The sequence below is a fragment of the Paenibacillus sp. FSL R10-2778 genome (assembly GCF_038593035.1).
In the GTDB taxonomy this organism is placed as follows: domain Bacteria; phylum Bacillota; class Bacilli; order Paenibacillales; family Paenibacillaceae; genus Paenibacillus_AQ; species Paenibacillus_AQ odorifer.
This window is the reverse complement of the sequence record NZ_CP151956.1, coordinates 3,914,846-3,936,784: the sequence shown is the minus strand read 5'-3', so window position 1 is coordinate 3,936,784 and position 21,939 is coordinate 3,914,846. Positions and strand designations below refer to the sequence as shown.

At 44.3% G+C, this 21,939-nt stretch carries 26 protein-coding genes; 25 read left to right on the top strand and 1 reads right to left on the bottom strand.

The genetic code is table 11. From position 1 onward, the window contains the following. Window positions 1–4: 4 nt before the first annotated feature. The 24 genes from NST40_RS17655 (at window position 5) to NST40_RS17540 (ending at window position 20,047) form a co-directional block, all read left to right on the top strand. Window positions 5–1,222, top strand: coding sequence for a phage portal protein (locus tag NST40_RS17655; RefSeq protein ID WP_076277272.1), 1,218 nt, complete (start codon window positions 5–7; stop codon window positions 1,220–1,222). Beyond that, window positions 1,215–1,994 carry a head maturation protease, ClpP-related gene (locus NST40_RS17650; RefSeq protein WP_076277273.1) on the top strand — a complete coding sequence of 260 codons (780 nt, stop codon included), beginning with the start codon at window positions 1,215–1,217 and terminating at the stop codon, window positions 1,992–1,994. Before NST40_RS17655 ends, NST40_RS17650 begins: the two co-directional genes overlap by 8 nt. After that, window positions 1,987–3,126, top strand: a complete 1,140-nt coding sequence (locus NST40_RS17645) for a phage major capsid protein (protein WP_076277274.1) — start codon at window positions 1,987–1,989, stop codon at window positions 3,124–3,126. Before NST40_RS17650 ends, NST40_RS17645 begins: the two co-directional genes overlap by 8 nt. 53 nt (window positions 3,127–3,179) lie before the next feature. Next, entirely contained in the window at window positions 3,180–3,404 is a 225-nt protein-coding gene (locus NST40_RS17640) for a hypothetical protein (RefSeq protein ID WP_342409798.1), read from the top strand. A gap of 18 nt (window positions 3,405–3,422) precedes the next feature. Continuing rightward, a complete protein-coding gene (locus tag NST40_RS17635) occupies window positions 3,423–3,689 on the top strand; it encodes a head-tail connector protein (protein ID WP_076277276.1) in 267 nt (88 codons plus the stop codon). A gap of 6 nt (window positions 3,690–3,695) precedes the next feature. After that, window positions 3,696–3,908: a hypothetical protein gene (locus NST40_RS17630; protein ID WP_076277277.1), complete on the top strand. Its 213-nt coding sequence runs from the start codon at window positions 3,696–3,698 to the stop codon at window positions 3,906–3,908. Further along, window positions 3,905–4,234 (top strand): phage head closure protein, encoded by a 330-nt coding sequence (locus NST40_RS17625; protein ID WP_076277278.1) that lies wholly within the window; start codon window positions 3,905–3,907, stop codon window positions 4,232–4,234. Before NST40_RS17630 ends, NST40_RS17625 begins: the two co-directional genes overlap by 4 nt. Continuing rightward, window positions 4,234–4,659 (top strand): HK97-gp10 family putative phage morphogenesis protein, encoded by a 426-nt coding sequence (locus NST40_RS17620; RefSeq protein WP_342409797.1) that lies wholly within the window; start codon window positions 4,234–4,236, stop codon window positions 4,657–4,659. Before NST40_RS17625 ends, NST40_RS17620 begins: the two co-directional genes overlap by 1 nt. After that, a complete protein-coding gene (locus NST40_RS17615) occupies window positions 4,659–5,039 on the top strand; it encodes a DUF3168 domain-containing protein (RefSeq protein ID WP_076277279.1) in 381 nt (126 codons plus the stop codon). The genes NST40_RS17620 and NST40_RS17615 overlap by 1 nt, the downstream gene beginning before the upstream one ends. 5 nt (window positions 5,040–5,044) lie before the next feature. Next, window positions 5,045–5,839, top strand: coding sequence for a hypothetical protein (locus tag NST40_RS17610; RefSeq protein WP_076277280.1), 795 nt, complete (start codon window positions 5,045–5,047; stop codon window positions 5,837–5,839). A gap of 5 nt (window positions 5,840–5,844) precedes the next feature. Next, the gene (locus NST40_RS17605; protein ID WP_076277281.1) at window positions 5,845–6,192 is read left to right on the top strand and encodes a hypothetical protein; all 348 of its coding nucleotides are present in this window, start codon (window positions 5,845–5,847) and stop codon (window positions 6,190–6,192) included. A gap of 23 nt (window positions 6,193–6,215) precedes the next feature. Beyond that, the gene (locus NST40_RS17600; protein WP_076219195.1) at window positions 6,216–6,488 is read left to right on the top strand and encodes a hypothetical protein; all 273 of its coding nucleotides are present in this window, start codon (window positions 6,216–6,218) and stop codon (window positions 6,486–6,488) included. Beyond that, window positions 6,485–10,969, top strand: a complete 4,485-nt coding sequence (locus tag NST40_RS17595; protein WP_342409796.1) for a phage tail tape measure protein — start codon at window positions 6,485–6,487, stop codon at window positions 10,967–10,969. Before NST40_RS17600 ends, NST40_RS17595 begins: the two co-directional genes overlap by 4 nt. Then, complete coding sequence (locus NST40_RS17590) at window positions 10,966–11,559, top strand: phage tail domain-containing protein (protein WP_076277283.1); 594 nt, start codon at window positions 10,966–10,968, stop codon at window positions 11,557–11,559. The genes NST40_RS17595 and NST40_RS17590 overlap by 4 nt, the downstream gene beginning before the upstream one ends. A 12-nt stretch (window positions 11,560–11,571) precedes the next feature. Further along, the gene (locus NST40_RS17585; RefSeq protein ID WP_076277284.1) at window positions 11,572–11,967 is read left to right on the top strand and encodes a hypothetical protein; all 396 of its coding nucleotides are present in this window, start codon (window positions 11,572–11,574) and stop codon (window positions 11,965–11,967) included. A gap of 13 nt (window positions 11,968–11,980) precedes the next feature. Continuing rightward, window positions 11,981–14,677 carry a hypothetical protein gene (locus NST40_RS17580; protein ID WP_076277285.1) on the top strand — a complete coding sequence of 899 codons (2,697 nt, stop codon included), beginning with the start codon at window positions 11,981–11,983 and terminating at the stop codon, window positions 14,675–14,677. Between the two features lie 13 nt (window positions 14,678–14,690). Next, window positions 14,691–15,284, top strand: coding sequence for a hypothetical protein (locus NST40_RS17575; protein ID WP_076277286.1), 594 nt, complete (start codon window positions 14,691–14,693; stop codon window positions 15,282–15,284). Window position 15,285: 1 nt separating this feature from the next. After that, entirely contained in the window at window positions 15,286–15,393 is a 108-nt protein-coding gene (locus tag NST40_RS17570; RefSeq protein ID WP_256719044.1) for a CD1375 family protein, read from the top strand. Window positions 15,394–15,472: 79 nt separating this feature from the next. Next, the gene (locus NST40_RS17565) at window positions 15,473–15,727 is read left to right on the top strand and encodes a hypothetical protein (protein ID WP_342409795.1); all 255 of its coding nucleotides are present in this window, start codon (window positions 15,473–15,475) and stop codon (window positions 15,725–15,727) included. Between the two features lie 151 nt (window positions 15,728–15,878). Continuing rightward, window positions 15,879–16,283, top strand: a complete 405-nt coding sequence (locus NST40_RS17560; RefSeq protein ID WP_076218673.1) for a hypothetical protein — start codon at window positions 15,879–15,881, stop codon at window positions 16,281–16,283. Next, on the top strand, window positions 16,283–17,131 hold the full coding sequence (locus tag NST40_RS17555; protein ID WP_076277287.1) for a M15 family metallopeptidase: 849 nt from the start codon (window positions 16,283–16,285) through the stop codon (window positions 17,129–17,131). The genes NST40_RS17560 and NST40_RS17555 overlap by 1 nt, the downstream gene beginning before the upstream one ends. Further along, window positions 17,131–17,406, top strand: a complete 276-nt coding sequence (locus NST40_RS17550) for a holin (protein ID WP_076277288.1) — start codon at window positions 17,131–17,133, stop codon at window positions 17,404–17,406. Before NST40_RS17555 ends, NST40_RS17550 begins: the two co-directional genes overlap by 1 nt. Before the next feature lie 70 nt (window positions 17,407–17,476). Next, on the top strand, window positions 17,477–17,995 hold the full coding sequence (locus NST40_RS17545) for a hypothetical protein (protein ID WP_342409794.1): 519 nt from the start codon (window positions 17,477–17,479) through the stop codon (window positions 17,993–17,995). Window positions 17,996–18,007: 12 nt separating this feature from the next. Then, entirely contained in the window at window positions 18,008–20,047 is a 2,040-nt protein-coding gene (locus tag NST40_RS17540; protein ID WP_342409793.1) for a phage tail spike protein, read from the top strand. On the opposite strand, the gene NST40_RS17535 is transcribed toward NST40_RS17540, so the two are convergent. Further along, entirely contained in the window at window positions 20,041–20,556 is a 516-nt protein-coding gene (locus tag NST40_RS17535; protein WP_342409792.1) for a stalk domain-containing protein, read from the bottom strand. The genes NST40_RS17540 and NST40_RS17535 overlap by 7 nt on opposite strands. Before the next feature lie 270 nt (window positions 20,557–20,826). Between NST40_RS17535 and NST40_RS17530 the strand changes: the two genes are divergently transcribed. Next, entirely contained in the window at window positions 20,827–21,882 is a 1,056-nt protein-coding gene (locus tag NST40_RS17530) for a fibronectin type III domain-containing protein (protein ID WP_342409791.1), read from the top strand. Window positions 21,883–21,939 lie beyond the last annotated feature (57 nt).

Sequence of the window (21,939 nt, the reverse complement as noted above, 5' to 3'; positions counted from 1 at the left end):
AAAAATGAACTTAGGGCAACGAATGAAGCTGGCTTGGAATGTGGTTAGAAACAAGGCACCGATTGGGGCTGAGAACTTTTCAAATTGGTTCCGCAATGGCTTATCAATCTTCCGCGGGAAAGCTGGGGGAGAGCTTGCCAACAACGAAACAATTTTTTCGGGAGTATCACGGTTATCTAATTCTTTAGCGGTGCTACCTATCAAACTATATCAAGAGTTTGACCCGGTTTATTCTGATTTGAACGACTTGGTGGCGAATGCTCCAAACAGAAACATGACATCGTTTGCTTTTATTCGGCTTCTGGAGACACATCGAAATGTGTATGGTAACGGCTATGCTCTTAAGATGTATGACCGATTCTACAACGTCGAGTCACTAGTTGTTCTTGATCCGACAAGTGTTGATCCTGTTGTTGAACAAGACACTAATGAACTGTGGTACATGGTCAGAGGTGACAAAGGAACGTACTACGTCCATAACATGGACATGGTGCATGTAAGTCATATTCAGACCACACAAAACGGGTACAAAGGCATAAGCCCGATAGACGTTCTGAGAAACACAATTGATTTTGATGGGGCAGTCAGGAAGTTCACTCTTGACCAACTTGATACATCAATTAAAGCGTCATTCATCCTGAAGTTGGCTGCTCATGTCGGGGAAGAAAAGAAAAAAGAGATTTGGGCGAATTTCGCAAAGTTCTATCAAGAGAATGGTGGCGTGATCATCCAGGAACCTGGAGTGGAAATCAAGGAGATTAACAGAAATTTTATCGACTCCAAGGTATTCGAAGTCGAGAAGATCACCCGTTCCCGGGTCGCCACTGTTCTTAACATGCCAGTGACTATGCTCGGTGAAACTGATGGTGCTAGTTACAGCAGCATGGAGCAAATGAGTCTTGAATTTGTTACTTACACGTTACTGCCTATTGTCCGTCAATATGAGCAAGAATTTAATAGAAAGCTGCTTACAGCGCAGCAGCGTCAACAGGGACTGTACTTCAAGTTCACTGTCGGCGCTCTTTTGCGTGGAGATATGACGACCAGAGGAGAGTTCTACTTCAAGATGATCCGGTCAGGCGTGTTTAAGCCAAACGAGGCACGTGCTTGGGAAGAGCTACCACCAGAAGATGGTGGAGACAAGCTTTATATTAGCGGCGATCTTTATCCAATAGATACGCCAGTTGAGCAAAGAAAGGGGGTGAGTACAAAGAATGAGTAAAGCACAACAAAATAAGACCCCAAGTAAGTTTTGGGAGATGAAAATGTCTGCGAACGATCCAAGTTCAGCGGACATTTTTGTATACGGAGAAATCACGAAGTATGCATGGGAAGAATATGGGGAGGTTTCTGCCACAACGTTCAAAAATGAACTGGATGAGTTGGGGGAAGAAGTTGAGAAGATTCATCTATACATTAATAGCCCCGGAGGTTCTGTATTTGAAGGAGTGGCCATCCACAACATGCTGATGCGTCATAAAGCCCGAGTAGTCGTCCATGTGGATGCATTAGCTGCATCAATTGCCTCAGTTATAGCAATGGCTGGTGACGAAATTCGAATGCCTAAAAATAGCATGATGATGATCCATAATCCTTGGACATTTGCCATGGGTAACGCTGCGGAGTTGCGTAAGGCGGCTGATGATTTGGACCGTATTGGACAATCCGCGATTCAGAGTTATTTACAAAAGGCAGGAGACAAGCTTGACGAAGCCACTCTAAAGAGTCTGCTTGATGCTGAAACTTGGCTGTCTGCTGACGAGGCATACGCACACGGATTGTGTGATTTTGTTGAAGAATCCAATGAGATGGCTGCGTCAATTAGTGAAGAGCTATTCGCTAAGTATCGCAACGTCCCTGCTGCTATGTCACTTGAACCAAGAGATCCGAAGAACAAGAGTTACACCGAAGCTGAACGCAACGAAATCGCAAAAAACGCAAGTCTAGAATTACAAAATTTGCAATCATACCTGGGAGGTATTATTAATGGCTAAAACACTGTTTGATATTAAAAATGATTTAGTGACAATTGGCGCTGCACTGGCAGCTGCAAAACAAGAAAAGTTGGTTAAGGCCTCAGAGCCAGAAGCAAAGATGGATGACATTAAGGCATTGGAAACAAAAGAGACAGGATTACAAGCTCGGTTTGATATCTTGCAAAAAGAACACGATTCGATGGAAGCTCAGCAAAGAGCGTCACTACAAACGAAAGAGCCGACGTTCAACGTCGATCCTAAAAATCAAATTCAATCAGCAAAAGCCGCATTAATTAGAGCTACTGTTAAGGGGCATGATGTTTCTCCAGATGTAAAAGCTGCTCTAGGAGATAAAAACAGTACGGGCGGAGAAAAGATTCTTCCTTCGACCATGACAACCGAATTGCTTCATGAGCCGTTTGTGAAAAATCCATTGCGGGAGATTTCTACGTTCACGAGCGTTAGAAATCTTGAAATTCCAAAGATCGAATTCCAATTGGATGATGATGATTTCATTGATGATACAGAATTGGCTAAAGAGTTGAAATCTACCGGAGATGTTGTTAGTTTCAGTCGCCATAAATTTAAAGTGTTTGCTCCAGTATCGGAAACTATCCTCGCGGCAACGGATACCAACTTGGTACAGACAGTCGATGGGGCTTTGCAGTCTGGTTTAGCAGCTAAAGAGAAGAAGGTCGCTTATGCGAAAACTCCGAAACCGGGAGAAGAACATATGAGTTTCTACCAGAAAAACGGAGCGGTCTCTGTCATTAAAGAAGTTGATGGCACTACGTTATTCAAAGCCATCAAATCAGCAATTGCTGATCTTCCAGAAGACTTCCGTGAGAATGCCAAAATCACCATGCGGTATGCAGATTACATGGATATCATTGAAGATTTAGCAAATGGTAATGCAACATTGTATCAGGCTCAGCCAGAACAAGTATTGGGTAAACCAGTTGAATTCTGTGATCTTGCTGAAAATCCAGTAGTCGGCGATTACCGGTATTCTCACTTTAACTATGATCCTGAGATCATTTATGACCGTGATAAAAACGTCCGTACTGGTATCTGGGATTTCGTTTTGACCGCATGGATTGACCACCAGATCAAACTGAAGTCCGCATTCCGCATTGCAAAAAAGTCTTAACTCCTTCACCAGCAACATTCAAACCAACAGGCCAAGAGGGTGAACATGAAGGTGTGAATCATACCGAGTTCGAACTGTTGGATGGTGATGGAGTGAGGATTTCCCTCAAAGCCGGGGCGGTCACTTATATCAAAAAGAATGGAGTGAATCTAACTCCGGATGATCAAGAGACGTTGTGGTTCTGTGATGATAATGTAGCTGGACAGTACAATTTCGAAGTAAAAACAACCGCTGGAACGGTGTACACTGCCGTTCTGGATTGGGTGCCGACCGTATAGGGCGGAAAGGAGCCCGTTATGCTTGAGTTACAGCTTGATGAATTGAAGGAATATTTGCGAATAGATGGGAGCGAGGAGGATGTTACCCTCGCTCTTTTTGTTGCAGCAGCAAAGGAATATCTTGCTGAAGCAGGAGTTCCTGAGGACAAGCATGGAACGGCCAGATATAAACTGGCCGTAATGCTCTACTGTTCAATTAACTATGAACATCGAGATCCATCTGAGAAGATTGAAAAGTTCAATTTTTCGCTGGAAAGCTTGATTTTACAACTGAAAACGGGGTGATATAGCATGGAATATCCTGTATTGAAGAAGTTCAGGGATAAGGGTTCGGGTGATATTTATGAGGTTGGATCGAAGTACAAAGCAGAAGCTGATAGAGCTGCTGATTTAATGACTCGTGGATTTATCGGTACGAACGATGATGAAAAATCCCTTAAGCGAACTACTCGCAGTACCGCACGATCCACTGAGAAGAATGACAAGGGAAATGATGAAACATGACTGTTCTAGTTAATCGACTTGATAAGCGAGTGGCCATCTTTCGTCCTCCTGGTGCAGATGATTTAGATGATTGGGGGCAGCCAACAGACGATTGGATTGAAGTAGCAAAGCTATGGGCTGGTATAGAGCCTCTTAGAGGGCAGGACCGAGCTGCTGCAGCACAGGTTACCGCTGATGTTACTACGCGAATCCGAGTAAGGTACCGTGAAGGCATTGATCGGACAATGGTTGTTCGCTACAAAAGCATTGAGTTCGAGATCCTTTACATCATCCATCCATCTTTTAACATGCAGGAGTTACAACTCATGTGTAAGGAGCGTCAGTGATGGTACGTCGGAGTTCAAGGTCTAATATACGTGTGGATGGTGCGGATGAAGTAATCCGGCAACTCAAGCGAGCTAATGCTGAGATCACCAAAGAGATTCGGGATCTTATATCGAAGGCGGCTGAGATAGTATTTCGTGAGGCTGATTCAAGAGTTCCAATCGGTGAGACTGGCAAAACTCGCTTCTCGCTGCAGATGAACATAGGGATATCGGAAAAAGGTAACTATTACGCAAATGTATCTGTAGGGGCACGCAATGGAGATATCTCCGCGTCTGCCCCTTTTTACGTTACCTTTTATGAGTATGGAAGCAGTCACCAACCTCCACGACCGTTCATGCGTCCGGCGATGGACAAGAGTCGTGCAAGGGTCCGAAAGCTCCTAATAGAGGGCGTCAAGGCTGTGGTTGAGAGAGTGGGTGCCTAATGGTTATAGAAACAAAATTGAGAGATTATTTGCTATCCATCAATGAGATTCAATCGCTTGTGGGCAATCGAATCTATCCCGGCTGGTTACCTGAGAAACCAACTTATCCGGCCATTGCATATCTGGTGATATCGGGAGTGGCCCATCATAATATCCCGGTTTCTTACCCCAGATTTCAATTCTCTGTATTCTCAACAAAATACGGTGAGGCAAAAGAGCTGGCGGAGAAGATCCGTAGTGCCCTCCAGCGTTACAAAGGGAACATGGGTGGGGTTAGGGTATTGCAAGGTGTGTGGGAAGGCAGTAGGGACATGTACGAGAGTGACACAAAGCTCTATCACATAGCAACAGATTTCAAAATCATTTATCGGGAGGAATAACAAAAATGGGACGTAATATGACAACAGTTCAGAAAGCAAGTTCTATCCGTTTCGGTTCCGCAAAGTTCGAGGTTGGCGAAGATGTGAACAGTCTCATTGACCTTGGGGCGATGAACGGCATTGTTTTTGAGGAAACATGGGATGAGATGACAGTGACTAGCGACAATGCAGGTGTAATCAAGACAGGTATTAACAACCACGCAGCTGGTATTGAGGGAGACTTGATGGAAATCAACCTCGCCACATTAGCGACAGTTCGTGGTGGAATAGACAAGCTAGAAACCATCGCAGGAACTCCAAAAACAATTACTGGAGAATCTGTTACATTGACCAGTCAAGTTCAGAAACGATTGCTTAACAAGAATGGAGCCGGCACAGTCGTTACAGCGGTAACGGTTAAGAAAGGAGCGACTACGCTAGTGGATGGCACGGATTATGTTTTGGCTGTTGATAGTGCAGGTTATACCGTTATTTCCCGTACTGCTGGCGGTGCTATCGTATCAGGTGACGCCGTGACGGTTAACTACACATTTACCCCACTTTCTGCACAACGTTTCCTCTCAGGAGGTCTGGGTACCTTCAAGCCGCGTGTTGCTCGAATCACTAACTATGATGATGAAGGCAAGAAATTTCAGATTACAATCTACAAAGCTACACCAGAAGGTGGCTTAAATATCACCTTTCCTGAAGCGGATGCCGAGGATCCTGCAATGACGCCAATTCGAATGAACGGTACTTTAGATTCATCCAGAGCTGTTGGCGAACAACTATTCGAAATCTACGATGAACAGGGAGTGTAATAATAATGTCAAAACAACCAGCAATTCTTAACTTAGACGAAGTTGTCCCTGCCGAACGTATTGTAATTCTTGGCGGAAAGCATATTGACGTTTCCCGCATTCCCTCCCGTGTAATTCTCAACATTACTAAGAACCAAGATAAGTTAAGAGGCGGTGGTGATGACAGTTTCTCAGAAATTCTTAAGCAAGTCATCAGTATCTGCAAGCCTTCATTCCCGGATATTACAGAGGAGTGGCTTGGAGATAACGTTGATTTCGATCAGTTGATACAATTGATCGAGTTCGTCCTAGCTCCGCTTAAAGATCGGGCAGGCGGCGAATCAGGAAAAAACGAGGGGAGCCCCAGCCTATAGAGCTGGGGCGTATTTTTGCGCGAATGGGCGCAATGTACTCCTGGGCAACACCTGAATATATGTTAGATCACATGTCCTTTCCCCAGATCATGATGTACTACGATTACGGGATGGAGCATGAAGAGAATAAATCGAACATCTTGGTCGGCCGCATTGGGGTCGGCCTTTTTGGTGCGAAAGAACAGCCGAAGAAGGAACGCCGAGTTCGGGGAGATGGCAATCAAACGCCAGATCGAGCGGCATTCCGTGAGAAGTATGGTAGCCGCATCAAGCGGCCGGAAGGAGGGGAATCATGAGTTTACTTGGCAATCTAGTCATTAACATCTTGGGGAATAACACTGGCTTGGATGATGCAATGAAACAAGCGCAGAAGTCAGTAGATAAGTTCGGCAAGGGTATGGCTGATGTAGGTAAATCTTTGACGTCACTCGTGACGGTTCCTCTCGTTGCGGTCGGCGGTGCTTCACTTAAGGTTGCATCTGACTTTGAATCTGCCTTTGCAGGCGTGAGAAAGACGGTTGATGCTACGGAGGCTGAGTTTGCTCAGTTACGTGATGGGGTCCGGAATATGGCGAAAGAGATGCCTCAATCTGCATCTGACATCGCAAGAGTAGCCGAAGCGGCTGGACAGTTGGGTATCAAAACTAGCGCGATCCTCGGATTTACTAAGACGATGGTTGACTTAGGCGTTGCAACTAATATGACCAGTGACGAAGCTGCCAGTGCTTTAGCACGACTAGCGAACATTACTAAGATGCCACAGGACCAATTTGACCGACTGGGCAGCTCGATTGTTGCGCTTGGTAATAACTTCGCTACTACAGAATCTGAAATCACAGATATGGCTTTACGGCTGGCTGGTGCGGGCTCGCAGGTTGGTATGTCTGAGGCTGACATCTTAGGTTTAGCAGCTGCTTTATCATCTGTAGGTATTGAGGCGGAAATGGGCGGTTCGGCAATTTCTCGGGTTATGGTCCGCATGCAAGTAGCTGCATCAGGAATGAACAAAATGGATGCTCTCACACAAGCGACAGGCATGTCACTCAGAGATCTGCAATTACTAGCAGACAATAACAGCAAGGAATTTAAAGCCTTGGCGGATGCTTTAGGCATGACTCAGACTCAAATGGGTAACATCGTTGACGGTGGAGTCGATTTACAGAACTTCGGTAAGATTGCGGGAATGACATCAGAGCAATTCAGTAAAGCATTCAAAGATGATGCTGTTGGTGCTCTGGGTGCATTTATTAACGGACTAGGTGATGCAGATTCAGCAGGAACCTCCGCTATTAACATGCTGGAGGAAATGGGCATCTCCGAAATCAGACTTCGAGACAGTTTGCTGCGTGCAGGTAATGCCAGTGAGTTATTTGCGGGAGCTGTAGATATATCCAATAAAGCATGGGATGACAACACAGCACTGACTCACGAAGCCACTGAACGGTATAAAACATTCGCTAGTCAGATGCAGATTCTTAAGAACAAACTGAGCGATATCGCTATAACTATCGGGGATGCTATCATGCCTGTGGTGCTAGAAGCAGTCAATTCCATGCAACCACTGATCGACAAAATTGCTAGTATTGCTGAGAAATTCGGTTCGCTTAGTCCAGAATCGCAAAAGTTGATTATCACGATAGCGGCAATCGCTGCTGCTATTGGTCCGTTGCTTGTAATTCTAGGACATGTTGTTAGTTCGGTTTCTGCTTTAATGCCAGTGTTCGCTGCGCTAACAGGTCCGGTCGGGCTGATAATCGCAGGTGTCGCAGGGTTGGTGGCTGGACTCACCTATCTTTATAACACAAACGAAACCGTGCGAAATGCTATAAATTCGGCGTGGGAATCCATAAAAAGTGTCGCTCTTTCTGTATGGGGAGTAATTAGTGATTTCATCATGGGCCAGATAGATAAGATTAAAAAGTTTTGGGATGAAAACGGAACACAGATTCTGCAAGCAGTGACAAACGCTTTTAATGCAATAAAAAAAGTTATCGAATTCATTATGCCAGCCATCTTGTTCATCATCGACATGGCATGGACAGCCATCAAGAATGTTATCAGCGGCGCTTTAGACATCATAATGGGTCTCATTAAGATCTTCACCGGACTCTTTACAGGGGACTGGAGTAAGATGTGGGAAGGTATTAAGCAGCTGCTCGGTGGCGCGATTGATTTCATCGTAGGTTTAATGACTCTTAACTTTCTTGGTGGACTGAAGACGCTCTTTACCAACCTATTAAAATCCGGTGTTGGCTTAATGAAGAGCATGGGCGAAGGTATAGTTAATGCTTTCAAGGGATTACAGTCATCAGCGAATAGCCTAATTTCTAAAATGGTCAGTGGAGTTATCAATTTCTTTAAAAATATGTTCACTGAGGGAATTGGTATTTTTACCAGACTCCGAACATTGGGTGCATCTATATGGGAGTCGTTATCCCAAGCGGTTGTTGGAGTTGCAAAGGGCATCTGGAATAGCATAACTGCTAACTTTCAAGGAATGCTCAGTAGCGTTAAAAATATCTTCGGCACGATTCAAGGAGTCATTGAGAGTATATGGGGCAAGGTCATGTCTTTCTTCAAAGGTATCGACCTCGCTAAAATCGGTAAACAAATCATGCAAGGGCTGGTCAATGGTATCGGCAGTATGGCGAGCGCTGTGGTGGATAAAACCAAGGAAGTCGCGACCAAGATCAGTGACTCGATTAAAAACTTCTTTGGTATTCATTCGCCTTCTCGGCTGACAACCGGCTACGGAGAAAACATATCTGAGGGACTTGCTGTAGGGATAAACAATTCTAAGGGCAAGGCTAAAGCGGCAATCGAACAGCTAACTGGTGAGACTGGAGCAGCAGCTGCCAAAGCCGCGGAGAAAGTAACTAAGGACGCGAATAAAGCTTCTGAAAAAGCCCAAAAGGCTGCTGCGGCAGCTGCAACCAAAGCGCAGAAAGCAGCAGCGGCGGCAGCGACTAAAGCAGCAGCGGAAGCAAACAAAGCATTCAATGCGGCCTTAGATACGGCTCAATATAAGTACAAAATGGGTGAGTTTGATGAAACGGCTTATATCGCCTCACTCGAAAAGGTCAAATCTGCATACGCCAAGACCAGCGCCCAAATTCAGACGATTAATCTTGCAATTAAAAAGGCAAATGACCAGATCGCCAAGGAAGCTGCTGCTGAGGCCAAGAAGCAGTTTGAAGCCTCCAAGACGTACATCGAGGCTAAGAAACAAGCCAATGAGATATCCCTTGAGCAGGAGCTTGCGGCATGGGAGAAGCTTCAAACTCGCTATAAGGTTGGCACCACTGAGCGCATTGCTATTGATAAGCAGGTCAATAAGATCCGGACTGATCTTGCCAAAGAAGCAGCGGCAGAAGCAAAAAAGCTATATGACGAGCAGGTCAAATCAATTGAAACGCTTAGCACAGCTGCCGTAACTGCTCTAAAGGCTCGTTATTCAGCAGAGGAAAAGGTCGCTACAGAGGCCTTACAAAAGCGCATTGACCAGCATAAGGCAGCATCAGACGCCATTATTGCTGGATATGACGCTGAATATCAAGCGATGATTAAGACACTTGACGCTCAGACTCAGGCACAGTTACTAGGCTTGCAAGATCAGATCGACAGCATCGAGGGTCTGACTAAAGCTGAGGACAAAGCAGCTGAAGAGGCAGCGTATCAAAAGAAACTGGCTGACAAACAGAAAGAATTAACTGATGCCGATACCGCTGAATCAAGAGCGAAGATACAGGAAGAGCTTAATGACATGCTCGCCGAGCGGGAACGGAAACACCTTCTGGAACAGCGCCAGGTTCAGATTGATGATCTGAAATCTGAAATGACTCGGATTAAGACACAGGGCGAGCAAAAAGCCGAGCTTCTGAAACAGGAATATGAGACTAAGAAGAGCACAGAAGAGAAGAAGGCCCAAGCGACCACTGACAGCCTTACTGCTCAGATGGATTCTACTAAGACTCATTACACTGCGCTCAACACCGAAGAGGCTTTACAAGCTGAGGTACGACGCTTGATGCTCGACAGTAACAATCAGGAGCTGATCGACCTATTAGCGGAATATAATCCGAAATGGCAGAATGCTGGGCAATCCTTCGGGGAGAGCTTATTGAGTGGTCTTAACAGCACCAAGAACAGCATCAAGGCAGTGGTGGATGAGATCCTCGCTACGGTGGGGAAAACAGCAAAGGCGGCAACATCATCGACGAACATGTCTAATGAGGTAGCCTATCTTAATAGCTTGTTGGCTAACGGTACAGCCGCACAAAAGAAATGGGCGGAAGCTCAAGCCAAAGATTACGGTCTACAGATCGTCAATGGTGTTATTAAAGGAATGCAGTCAGGCACCGCGGCAATCAACAACGCGGCAGCAGCCACAGCTCAAGCGGCAACAGATGGCATAAAGGACACGTTAAAGATCAAGTCTCCAAGTCGCGTAATGATAGCTATTGGTGAGTTTATCGGCAAAGGATTAGCGCTAGGTATGGAACGGCAGATGTCAGCGGTCGAAGGTGCTGCGCAGGACATGGCAGATGCCGCCGCTATGGATCTCAGCTCGCCAAGCCTTAGTGCAATTGACAGCCGTATTCAACCATTAGCGAACGATGCTAGAGCTTCCAGTGGAACACAAGGCGGCTTGCTGGGTGACAGAGAGATGGTCTTACACAATAATATCTATCTGGACGGCAAGCAGATAGAAACCAATGTATCCCGCCGTCAAATGAGTTCGCTCACTCGGGCAACAAGGGGGCTAGGATTAACATGACAAGTAGTATCACTCTCGGAGGTATTCGGGACGTAGATCTAGGGTTTCGAGTGCTTGAAGAGACCAAAGACCCCTTACTCCCTAGCACCCGAGATATGAATGTAGAAATAGCTGGTAAACACGGGCAATATGACTTTGGCGCGGACCTAACGGAACGCGTCTTTTCTTTTTCTTGTGCTTTTGTTGCGGATGGTACTAATTACGATTTGCCAAGTGCAGCAGGTTTGCAGCAACGGGTAAGGGCTCTTGCAAGGCATCTGACTGATGCTAATGGTAGACCCAGAACAATGGAACTAAGACGTGCTTTTGAACCGGATAAGTTCTATCTGGTCAGATATGCTGGATCGGCTTCATTGGAGAGGTTGATATATAACAGCATTGGTATGTTCGAATTGGAATTGGTTGCTTTTGATCCTTTCGCTTATTCGGTTCAAGAGCATATCACCGAGCAAGTAATCACCAGTTCACCAACAACTCTGGTCATTCAATCAGGCGGTAATATCCATTCAGAAGCAGTTATTATCTTGACCAATAATGGGTCTAATACTTTATCGAATTTCAGAATCACAAATGAATACAAACTCGAATAGGAGGCGAAAGATTTGAACGTATCAAATTATTTAGCAATTGCACTGTTGAATCAGGTGTTTAGAAATACGAATTACACACGCCCGACAACCTTATATATTGCTCTCTATACCAGCAACCCAACTGCAGCAGATACCGGGCAAGAGGTAACCGGTGGTGCTTACGCTCGACAGGCAGTGGTGTTTACACCTCCTGCTGCTGTTAATGGGGTGTATACAATTAAGAATAGTGCAGAAATTCCGTATCCAGTGGCAGCCGCTACATGGGGGCAACTCACGCATTTAGGAATTCGTGATGCGGTAACAGGTGGAAACTTATTGTATTACGGAGCCTTAACTGATCCTAAAAGTATTCTAACAAACGATATTTTTAAATTTTCGGTTGGTCAAGTCTCAATTGATTTAAGCTAAGGAGGGCAATCTATTGGCACAACAAACTATGTATCCAGCGATAGCCAATTCGCCGGGAACTGAGCTATCAGCAGCACTCACGACAGCGGCTACAACAATAGCTGTGGTAGATGCAACAAAGCTGCCAGCAGCCCCAAACGTGTTTACAATCGGCACTGATGAGAGTTCAGAGACGATTCTTTATACGGGGAAGTCGGGGAATTCCTTAACTGGGTGTACGCGGGGATTTGATGGAACGACGTCAAAGGCTTGGGTTATTGGTTCGAAGGTTGCCCGTTATTACACCGCCTACGATCACGAAGCATTCCGCAAAAATTTAACGGACCTTTCCGGAGTAACTTCGGAATCTACAACTGATGTCATCCTATCAGCGGGTCAGCAAATTCTAAACGCAACAAAGAACGCTAGACTACAAGGATTAAAGGTACAGGGGAGGTCGTTAATCAACCGACAAATAAACGGCGGATTTAATGACAGTAATGCTGATGGCATTGCAGATAGTTGGTCACCTGCACTTGCTGGTGCGAGCGCTACAGTAGTTAATGGGAAGTATAGTAAGGCACAAAGAATAACGTCTACAGTTAATGATACTTTAGATCATCGTTATCTGGTTGGCGTTAACCTACAACTTTATGCTAACAAAAAATATATTGCACTTGTCGATTTCGAAAATGACGGGACCACACAAGGTGCATTCAGATTCGGTTCACCAGCTGATGCCACATCTACAACCAACACTACTATGTATATAAAAAAAGCTCCTACGATAGATGAAACTAGCTACCTTATTTTGTTTAATCAAAAAGCAAAAGGTGCTGTAGGTTGGGTTCAATTTGAAGGGGCTAGGATTTATGAAATATCAGATGCAGACTACGCAGCAATTGACAGCATGACATCGGAGCAAGTTGCACAGCGTTGGCCTTACGTACCTCCTGGTATTAATGGAGTAGATGGGTTATATGTACGGAGATATGGACGTAATCTGTTGCCACCATTTACAGATAAGGCATGGTCGTTTAACCCGAACGCTAAGGCAAACGGACCATATCAGAGCGTGTTAACGGCTACTGCTGAGTGGCAAGCAATCAGTTGCGCTGTTCCTGTAATGCCTGGGAAAACGTACTATTTAAGTATTGAGGGTATAACGGCTAATAGTGGGGCAGTAGGAAGTTATTTGGATAGTAACAAAAAGAATGACTTAGCTGTTCTTAGTGGTGGATGGATTCAAAATCAGCCACTTACTGTACCAGAGGGTTATTACTATATATTAATAAATTTGGCAAGTAACCAGATAGGGACATACAACTTCAACAATCCACAACTCGAACTAGGCAGTGTCGCTACACCATTCCAGCCCCGCGAAGACTCTCTTATCGCCTTTGGTGGAGTCGAGTTACACGCTAACCCAACGGATGGCAACGAACCGGATATACTGCGTGAGGTTAACGGACGGTATGAGGTGACGAGGTTATGGCGTAAATCCAATCTTGTGGGTGACTGGTCGTGGTTATTCGATACGAATTACACAGGTTTCAAACGTGTACGCGTTATTTTACCAACTTCTAGTGGCATAAACGCATCAGAACGAGTGACTAAGTATAACGGATACCCTTTATATCCTTCAGCGGGTGTTTATTCAGCTGCTGATCAATCAACGCTTTACAATGGTGTATTATACATTACTATTGCCATCACAGATTCCGGTTGGGGGGACTCCTACACTCCTACATCTGACGAAATTAAGGCTTATTTTAATGGCTGGCGGATGTACAACGGCGCTAGTGGAGTGGCTACAAATCCATATAACGGTACAGCCGGACAAACAAAGGGCTGGGTCGAGATTTTGAGTGCTGGCAATCCGGTAGGAGTATTGCCAACAACAATACCTTCGGGCTGGACACCGTATCAACTTCTATACCGTCTAGCAACACCGACCACGGAGACGGTGCAGGAGGATGGTAGCCTGTCACTACTTGAGGGAGAAAACTTTATAGAGGTAGGTTGTGGCTATGTATCGAGGGAGCCTGCGAGACCGAAGAAAAATGCTTTATCAGACGTATACTACATTGGACTCAATGACGCAGGTAATGGAGGAGATTCGAGCCTTAAAAAGCGTGCCTCCGAAATTAAACAAGTTTTTAAAAACGGTCTGCCTGATTTTTGGAATATTGATAAATTAGCAGACGGAACGTTTTATGCATGGACGGATAATTACGATACAGCTGCTTCCTACAGCGTCTCTTACATCAAACTGGAAAAATCACCAGTACCTTCGGTATCAGGAGCGTACGCCGCCACTGAGAAGATGCAAATTCATGATTTAACAGATGCAGTGACAGAGATAAGCTCAACCGTTAGTGTGTTAGCTGCCAAGAAAGCGGAGAAGGATGCAGGGCCTTGGATTACACCGTCCGCAGTGCTAAGCGGATTTACTGCCTTCGATTTAGCTTATCGCGTGAATAAAGGATTTATTGAATTTCGTGGGTACGTATATTACAACATTACTGACGTACCAGCGGGTACAAAGATTTTTAATTTGCCGACGCAATTTCGACCTGTGCGAATCACTAGAATGCTTACATCCTCATGGACATCAAAAGTAGACCCAACGTCGAGCGCAGTGTCAGTAGGTGTAAATGGAGATATAACAACAGAGGTCAACGTAAAGCAAAATATTATATTTGATGGTCTACGGTTTCCGTTAGATTAAAGGGGGCGATATCATGAGAAAAGCAGTATCGAAAGTAGACCTAAACGGACTGTATATAGAAGATGTAGAACCGGACGACTCTTTAATAGGGGTCGTCCCTATTTATGCCCAGCCAGTGCAGGAAGAAGCTCCTGAGCTGCCGGGAGATGAAGAGATCGAAGATGAACCGGACACGCCAGAAGAACCAGAACAGCCAAGAGAGATCATCGGTTATCTTGTAGGTGTTCCGATGCCCACCGGATTGTATCATCCTCGATTTGATCTATTAGCATGGGAAGCATATCAAGACGCTGTACTAGAAGCACAGAGTGACTATGTAGATGCAATGCATGATTGGCAGGAGAGTTATGCAGAAGGCGTAGAGCAAGGCGAGCAGCCTATTTATACGTCACCTACGATACCAGACAACCTTTGGGTCGAAGGCTTAACACCAGAAGAGATTGCAGCAAGAATAAAGCCTGGCGAACGGACTGAAGTTGAGAAACTACGTGCCGAGAATACAGAACTCAAGCTTGCTCTGACGGAACTTGCTGAAGCTCAAGAGGCTGATAAAACAGAGATGCAACTAGCACTCGCTGAAATCGCTGGTTTGATTGGAGGTGAGTAATGTGGCTAAAGTATATTTTGATTTGATCCAAAAAGACTTGAAGACAATTGATGATGTACCGTTGCGCTGGAAAAGTACAGTGCAAGAATTATTAGATGAGGCTGTGTAGGATAAGAGGTTGCAGTAACATCTTCTTCCATGTCAAAATGAGTAAGTTAAGACAGAGATTATGGCAGGAGGAAAATGAAATGGACGAATTAGAATTATCGAAAGACTTATTGAAAGCTAGAGAGAAAGCGATGAAAAATAGCTTGAAGGCTAGATTACGACTAGTAATTCCACTTGCTCTTATGCCCCTATTAACAGTTGGATTACTAACGTTTTTTTTACCAGTGTATCTAGCCTCACATGAGATTAAGTGGATACTATATGCTGGCCTGTTTACTTGTGCAATGATTTTTTTAGGTTATTTTATGTACAAATACAAAACAAGAGATCTGTAATTTTTTACCCTAGCTATTAAACTAGGTTAATTCCGTTTTGGAGACTAACATGCAATAGGACACGCCTATAACGGGCGTGTTTTTTCTTATGCCCTCGGATCTCCGGGGGCTATTTATATTGAACAATAGATAGAGAGAGAGGAGTTGTTTTATGTCCATTGGGGGAGGAAATCAGCAAGGAGGGGCTGGAGGTGTAGCAACCATGGAGAACCGATTGGAAGATGTGGAAAAACGTCTAGTGGGTATGCAGGATGAACTTTTTGTTTTCAGCCAAGAACATCTTAATTTCACTACGGAATTGCGTTTGCTGAAAGAAAAACAGTCCCGGCACGAAGAAGATGTAAAGCAAATAAAGGAATCCACCATTGAAATGAAAATCCAGTTTAACGAGATTATGCGGCGGTGGGATACCTTGGATGCACGTATGTTCCAGCTGTTGCAGCAGTCGCAAACAGATAGTAAATCTGAGCGAAAAGTATTTATTGATCTACTTAAATATGTATTAGCAGGTACGGTGTTTGCCATTATTGCTTTTTTATTTAAAGGAGGGTTGTAATGCTAACCTTAGATCAAGTAAAGAGTAAATCATCTAAACGCCTGGTCGGTCTGCATCCGGTCGTACTGGCTGCTGCGACAGTTTTAATTGAACGCTGTTACGCTCGGGGAGTGCCTATTGTTATTACTCAAGGATTACGAACAATTGCGGAGCAAGATGCTTTGTACGCGCAGGGACGCACTAAGTCGGGAAGCATCGTCACTAATGCTAAAGGCGGGTACAGTTACCACAATTTTGGTTTGGCTGTTGATTTCGCTTTACTGCTGCCTAATGGGTCCAGTGTTTCATGGGATATGAACCGAGACTACAACGGAAACAACATCAAAGACTGGATAGAAGTGGTGGAAGAGGCTAAGAAGCTCGGCTTTGATTGGGGCGGTGACTGGACATCATTTAAGGATTACCCTCATTTCCAAATGGTCTTTGGCTTAACACTTACTCAACTGAGAGCTGGTAGCAAACCATCTGAAACAGCAATGGCAAAAGCAACGGCTAATATAGATCGACTAAAAGGGGAGGCAGAAGAAGATATGAGTAGAATTGCAGAACTGGAAGAACAAGTGAAGGAACTAGCGAAAGTAGTATCTGGATTGACCAATAGCAAAGATGTACTTAAACAAGCTGCAACAGAGCAAGGAAAGAGTATTGCTAAAGTTTTATCTAGGGTAGATAAGTTGGAGGGCAAGGCTAGTCTAACTGAAATACCTGCTTGGGCAAAGGATGCTGTACAAGCTGCTTTTGATGCAGGGTTAATTGACGCACCTACTGGTGGCAGTTTGGACTTCTACCGAGTAATAACGGTGCTTGCTCGCGCAGGACTTTTGATTACGAGATTGGAGGATAAATAATGGACAATCAAAACTTAACGGATGTACTGGCGTTCGCTTCGGTGATCGCTGTTTTTGTGTTGGCAGGAGTGCAGTTCGTAAAGACTTCGTTTAACGTGCCTAAAAATATATTGCCCTTGATAGGATTAGTTATCGGCCTGTTGATCGGCGCAGCTGCTTATCCTTTTACAGAGTTAGGCTTAGTGCTTCGATTATGGGCGGGTGGTCTAGCTGGACTATCAGCAACAGGATTGTTTGAACTAGCGTTTAGTAAGAGGGATGGAACGACTAAATAATGACTTAGCAATTAGTACGCCCTACCTGAATGGTGGGGTTTATTTTATTTTCAGGGAAAGGAGTGTGTCTATGTTTAATCGAGGATCATTTAACCGCATTGCCTTTAACCGTGAATTTTCGGTGTTTGTGTTCGGAAGTGCTGTCTTACGTGGTGATGGCAATCTGAAAGCTGGAGCAAACATCATTGCAACTGGATCAGCGGCTCTACATGGTGAGGGAGGATTGAAAGCGACATTTGTACGGGAGATAAGTTTCGCTGCAAAGATGACCGGAGAGGGCGGCATGAAAGCTACGTTTATCCGGGAACGTCTACACCAAGCCATCATGCACGGTATTGGTACGCTAACCGCAAACGGAAGCCGGTACCACATGGATGAAATCAAATTCACCGGATCATTTGCTCCTGGTGATCGCATAGTTATTGATTCTAAAAATCTCACGTTTACCAAAAACGGACAGAACGCCCTGCACATGATGGACGGAGATTTCTTCGACCTTAACCTTGGCAATAACAACATTGTCTACACAGACCCAGCAACTGGCCGTGAGATATTAATCCGGATTACACACCGGGATAAATTCATATAGGAGGGACTATAGATGCCTAAAGCACCAGTAACAATTTACGATGCACAGATGCGGCGTGTGGCTTTGCTAGAGAATGCGTTTAACATCGAATACAGCATGCCACTTAACTCGTTATGGACAGCTGCCTTCAGCTTGCCGGGAGATGATCCCAAGAACGCAGAATGTAAGCCATTTTACTTCGTAGAGCTATACGATAACAACGAGCGAGTGGAGTTATTTCGCATCGTTCCAAATACCATGAATAGGAATCAAAGTGGTCCAGTTATCAAATATGAGTGTGAGCATGTGCTTGCTACCTTGCTGAATGACGTATTATTTCAATCTCATACAGTCGGTAATTTGGGCGTGTACACAGCTCAAGTAATTCAGTACATCCTTTCCAAGCAGGTGGTACCACGCTGGAAACTTGGAACAGTCGGGTTCGGTCGGCAGTTTGAATACAATTGGGAAAACGATACGTTGCTCGGGGCGCTGTTCAGTGTGCCAAAACCGTTTGATTCAGAATATCAATGGACTTGGGATACTACATCATACCCGTGGACCCTGAACCTTGTGGAGCCAAATGAAGAGGTTACGGCTTATATTCGTTATGGGGTCAATATGACCGAGATTGAAAAGGTAGTGGATCCAACTAACCTATGTACTCGGCTTTATGGTCTTGGATTCGGGGAGGGCGTTAATCAACTGACATTCGCAGATATCAACGGCGGATTACCTTATATAGAAGATGCAGCAGCTCAAGCTGAGCACGGTATACTTTCATCCATCTTTGTAGATAGACGCTTTGAATATGCGGAGACACTACTTGCACGATGTCAGACGCTGCTTAATGAGCTCAAGGTTCCGCGTATCTCCTATGGTGTTGGCGCTTCTGAAATCCACCGACTTACTGGACAGCAAATATATAAGTTTAAGACCGGTGCGAGAATCAGAGTGAAGGATGACGAGCTTGGAGAGGACTTTATTGCTCGGGTTGTTAATGTTGGTAAAGGGGATATGATCGGAGCTCCCGGTGATGTTCAGATCGAGATCGCCAACCGGACAGAGGATATTGCGGGTAGTATTGCTGATCTGCAGAACAGGCAGCACATAAACGATTCTTATGCTCAAGGGGCTACAAATCTTGATACACGTGACTTTGCGGATAATGCCGATCCTACGCATCCAGCTATCCTAAAGTTCTATGTACCGGAGGAGACCGCACGGATCAACAAGGTAATGTTGTCGTTTCAGGTAGAGGCGTTTCGGGCTTATAGTAAGGCAATAGCCTCAGCCCCGTCAGTATCTTCCGGTCCAAGCAGTACACAAACAGCAGGACCAAGTACCAGACAAACAGCTGGGCCGAGCTCAAGGGAGACAGCGGGTCCGAGCACGAGAGATACTGCGGGACCAAGTACAAGGGATACGGCAGGGCCGAGCACTCGCGATACAACAGCATCGGGCGGGCGACAAATCAACACTGATGTCGGACAACAACTATGGGATATTGACTACAATTACGGAGTTCCAGAAGTTTCACAGCGAGTAGGAGCACATAATCACGGTATTGCATCAGGAACGCAACTTTCAACTCCTGGAGGTGGTTTCGTCACATTTGTTGGTGCAGATAATCATGCGCACGGTCTCGTTTCTCATAGACATGTTTTTAATATTCCTGACCATATTCACAGCATGGACCACACGCACGATATGGACCACACGCATGACATGGATCACACCCATGACATGAATCATACCCACGATATGAGCCATACCCATAACATGGAGCATACACACCAGATCCCAGCGCACACGCACGGAATTGAATACGGGATTTATGCCGGGCCAGTACCAACGGCAATAACTATAGAGGTGGATGGAAATGCGGTTCCCTTCACGGATATTAGCGGAGAGGATATTGATATCATACCGTATCTAAGCAAAGATGGGAGCGGGAAGGTGAATCGAGGGCAGTATCATTCCATAAAAATAACGCCCAATAATCTTGGGCGCATAGCGGCTACTGTAGTTTCTCAAATATTTGTGGCATCGAGAGGCGGAGGTAACTATTGAATGATTCCAGCAGCTTTAAGGTCTTCTAAGTTAATTTTCGTTCCAGTTTCGCTAAAATTAAATTCAATACTTCCAAGGTCTGTCTTTGCGGAGTAGACTCCTTTTTTTACTACTGGCAAAGGTATCTCCAATGTTAGTTTTTCATTTTTTAGAATCATAGTATCTGTCAAATTTCCCGTAATGGTTACTCCTCGATCATTAAGTTCATCGAGGGTAATCCAGTTTTCTGTAGCACTCACTCCAGTTCCTCCTTTCGACTTAAGATCAATGGATTTTTTCGTATTGTCATACTCCAGCCCATAGCCTGTCATTTCAGCTACTTCACGTACTGGTAGATATGTAGTGCCTTTATATACAAGTGGATCATTCTTAAGTGTTTGCTTCTGACCATCGACTGAAAACGTAAATTTTGCAAGGGCAGCCTGAACAGTCTGAGTGGTCGCAGCTGCGGCCATTCCTGCCGAACCGATTAACATGCCGGCCACTAATCCGATGATTGCTTTCTTCAAGATACTCAGCTCCTTTAATTTCATATTACCATACATTACGGTAAATGATGGAAGAGGTTTTATATCTTATAATTTTAGATACAGCCTTACTTAACAGCAGATTCGGTAAGGCTATTTTTCTTATGATGTAGAAACGTCTTATCAAGAGAATAATCCACATATTTCCTGTTAACTCTTAATTATATTGTTAATATTTGTCGAATAACAGACTGTTTGTTCGCCCTTTATTGTTGTAGGCTTGTAGCATACATATTAAAGGAGATGAAGTTAGTGAAGGGTTGGAAAAGTGGATTTTCAAAGTTGTTTATGGTAATTATTGTCGTAATGATGTATTTTTCATTTCAAACAATTACACATGCATCATCAGTAGGACAATCTTTACCTGTACCGGATAATGGTTGGCATCGGTATGAAGATACTAATTCTGGGTTTGTATATGAAGGTCAATCGTGGAAGTTGCTAACAAATGGAATTTTCTCAGGTAATTCTGAAAAGTTTACACTTGATGCTTCCCTACATTCCGTGAAATTCAGTTTTGTGGGAGAAAAACTAAGACTCATAAATTACAGAGGTCCTGATAGACAATCATCTATAAAAGTGAATATTGATGGGGTAGATTATAACTATTCAGCTAATGGTACATCACAAGGGACAACACTACTATTTGAAAAACTAAATTTAGAAAATAAGGTGCATTCAGTTGTTATTAGTGCTGTTAATTCCGGGACATACCAAATTTTTGAATTTGATGCCATAGATATTAATGAAACTGGATACCTAATAAATAAGAATATAAGTGCCCCATCTAACCTAACTGCCACGGGTGGAGATACGAAGGTTGATTTAAGTTGGACGAACGTCTCTAATGCAACTGGCTATAATATAAAACGAGGATTAACTGCAAATGGTCCTTATAATACTATAGCAACTAATGTCACTGGCACGGTGTATTTAGATACATCTGTTACTAACGGTACGACCTATTTTTATGTAGTTACTGCACTGAATAATAATGATGAAAGTTTAGTTTCAAACGAAGCATCAGCTACCCCTCAGAAGGCAAACCAACCTGAACCAGAGCCGTCAGGTGATCGCGCTATACTCACAGTTACATTAACAACTGGTCTTGAAAAAGAGTTCGATCTATCAAATTCAGAAGTAAACGCCTTTTTAGAATGGTATGACGCTCGTGATTCTGGAACAGGACCTGCTAAGTTTGCTATTAATAAACACGATAATAATAAGGGACCATTCAGCAAGCGTGCTGAGTATGTGATTTTTGACAAGATCCTTACCTTTAGCATAGATGAATATTCAGCAAAATAAAATTATTTACACATTGTTCCAGTAGCGTTAAAATAACTGCAACGGAAGCACCGTACC

What these genes read in the sequence shown, in the direction of transcription:
- NST40_RS17655 (WP_076277272.1), top strand. Translation starts at nt 5, where the DNA reads ATGAACTTAGGGCAACGAATGAAGCTGGCTTGGAATGTGGTTAGAAAC.
- NST40_RS17650 (WP_076277273.1), top strand. Translation starts at nt 1,215, where the DNA reads ATGAGTAAAGCACAACAAAATAAGACCCCAAGTAAGTTTTGGGAGATG.
- NST40_RS17645 (WP_076277274.1), top strand. Translation starts at nt 1,987, where the DNA reads ATGGCTAAAACACTGTTTGATATTAAAAATGATTTAGTGACAATTGGC.
- NST40_RS17635 (WP_076277276.1), top strand. Translation starts at nt 3,423, where the DNA reads ATGCTTGAGTTACAGCTTGATGAATTGAAGGAATATTTGCGAATAGAT.
- NST40_RS17630 (WP_076277277.1), top strand. Translation starts at nt 3,696, where the DNA reads ATGGAATATCCTGTATTGAAGAAGTTCAGGGATAAGGGTTCGGGTGAT.
- NST40_RS17625 (WP_076277278.1), top strand. Translation starts at nt 3,905, where the DNA reads ATGACTGTTCTAGTTAATCGACTTGATAAGCGAGTGGCCATCTTTCGT.
- NST40_RS17620 (WP_342409797.1), top strand. Translation starts at nt 4,234, where the DNA reads ATGGTACGTCGGAGTTCAAGGTCTAATATACGTGTGGATGGTGCGGAT.
- NST40_RS17615 (WP_076277279.1), top strand. Translation starts at nt 4,659, where the DNA reads ATGGTTATAGAAACAAAATTGAGAGATTATTTGCTATCCATCAATGAG.
- NST40_RS17610 (WP_076277280.1), top strand. Translation starts at nt 5,045, where the DNA reads ATGGGACGTAATATGACAACAGTTCAGAAAGCAAGTTCTATCCGTTTC.
- NST40_RS17605 (WP_076277281.1), top strand. Translation starts at nt 5,845, where the DNA reads ATGTCAAAACAACCAGCAATTCTTAACTTAGACGAAGTTGTCCCTGCC.
- NST40_RS17600 (WP_076219195.1), top strand. Translation starts at nt 6,216, where the DNA reads ATGGGCGCAATGTACTCCTGGGCAACACCTGAATATATGTTAGATCAC.
- NST40_RS17595 (WP_342409796.1), top strand. Translation starts at nt 6,485, where the DNA reads ATGAGTTTACTTGGCAATCTAGTCATTAACATCTTGGGGAATAACACT.
- NST40_RS17590 (WP_076277283.1), top strand. Translation starts at nt 10,966, where the DNA reads ATGACAAGTAGTATCACTCTCGGAGGTATTCGGGACGTAGATCTAGGG.
- NST40_RS17575 (WP_076277286.1), top strand. Translation starts at nt 14,691, where the DNA reads ATGAGAAAAGCAGTATCGAAAGTAGACCTAAACGGACTGTATATAGAA.
- NST40_RS17565 (WP_342409795.1), top strand. Translation starts at nt 15,473, where the DNA reads ATGGACGAATTAGAATTATCGAAAGACTTATTGAAAGCTAGAGAGAAA.
- NST40_RS17560 (WP_076218673.1), top strand. Translation starts at nt 15,879, where the DNA reads ATGTCCATTGGGGGAGGAAATCAGCAAGGAGGGGCTGGAGGTGTAGCA.
- NST40_RS17555 (WP_076277287.1), top strand. Translation starts at nt 16,283, where the DNA reads ATGCTAACCTTAGATCAAGTAAAGAGTAAATCATCTAAACGCCTGGTC.
- NST40_RS17550 (WP_076277288.1), top strand. Translation starts at nt 17,131, where the DNA reads ATGGACAATCAAAACTTAACGGATGTACTGGCGTTCGCTTCGGTGATC.
- NST40_RS17545 (WP_342409794.1), top strand. Translation starts at nt 17,477, where the DNA reads ATGTTTAATCGAGGATCATTTAACCGCATTGCCTTTAACCGTGAATTT.
- NST40_RS17540 (WP_342409793.1), top strand. Translation starts at nt 18,008, where the DNA reads ATGCCTAAAGCACCAGTAACAATTTACGATGCACAGATGCGGCGTGTG.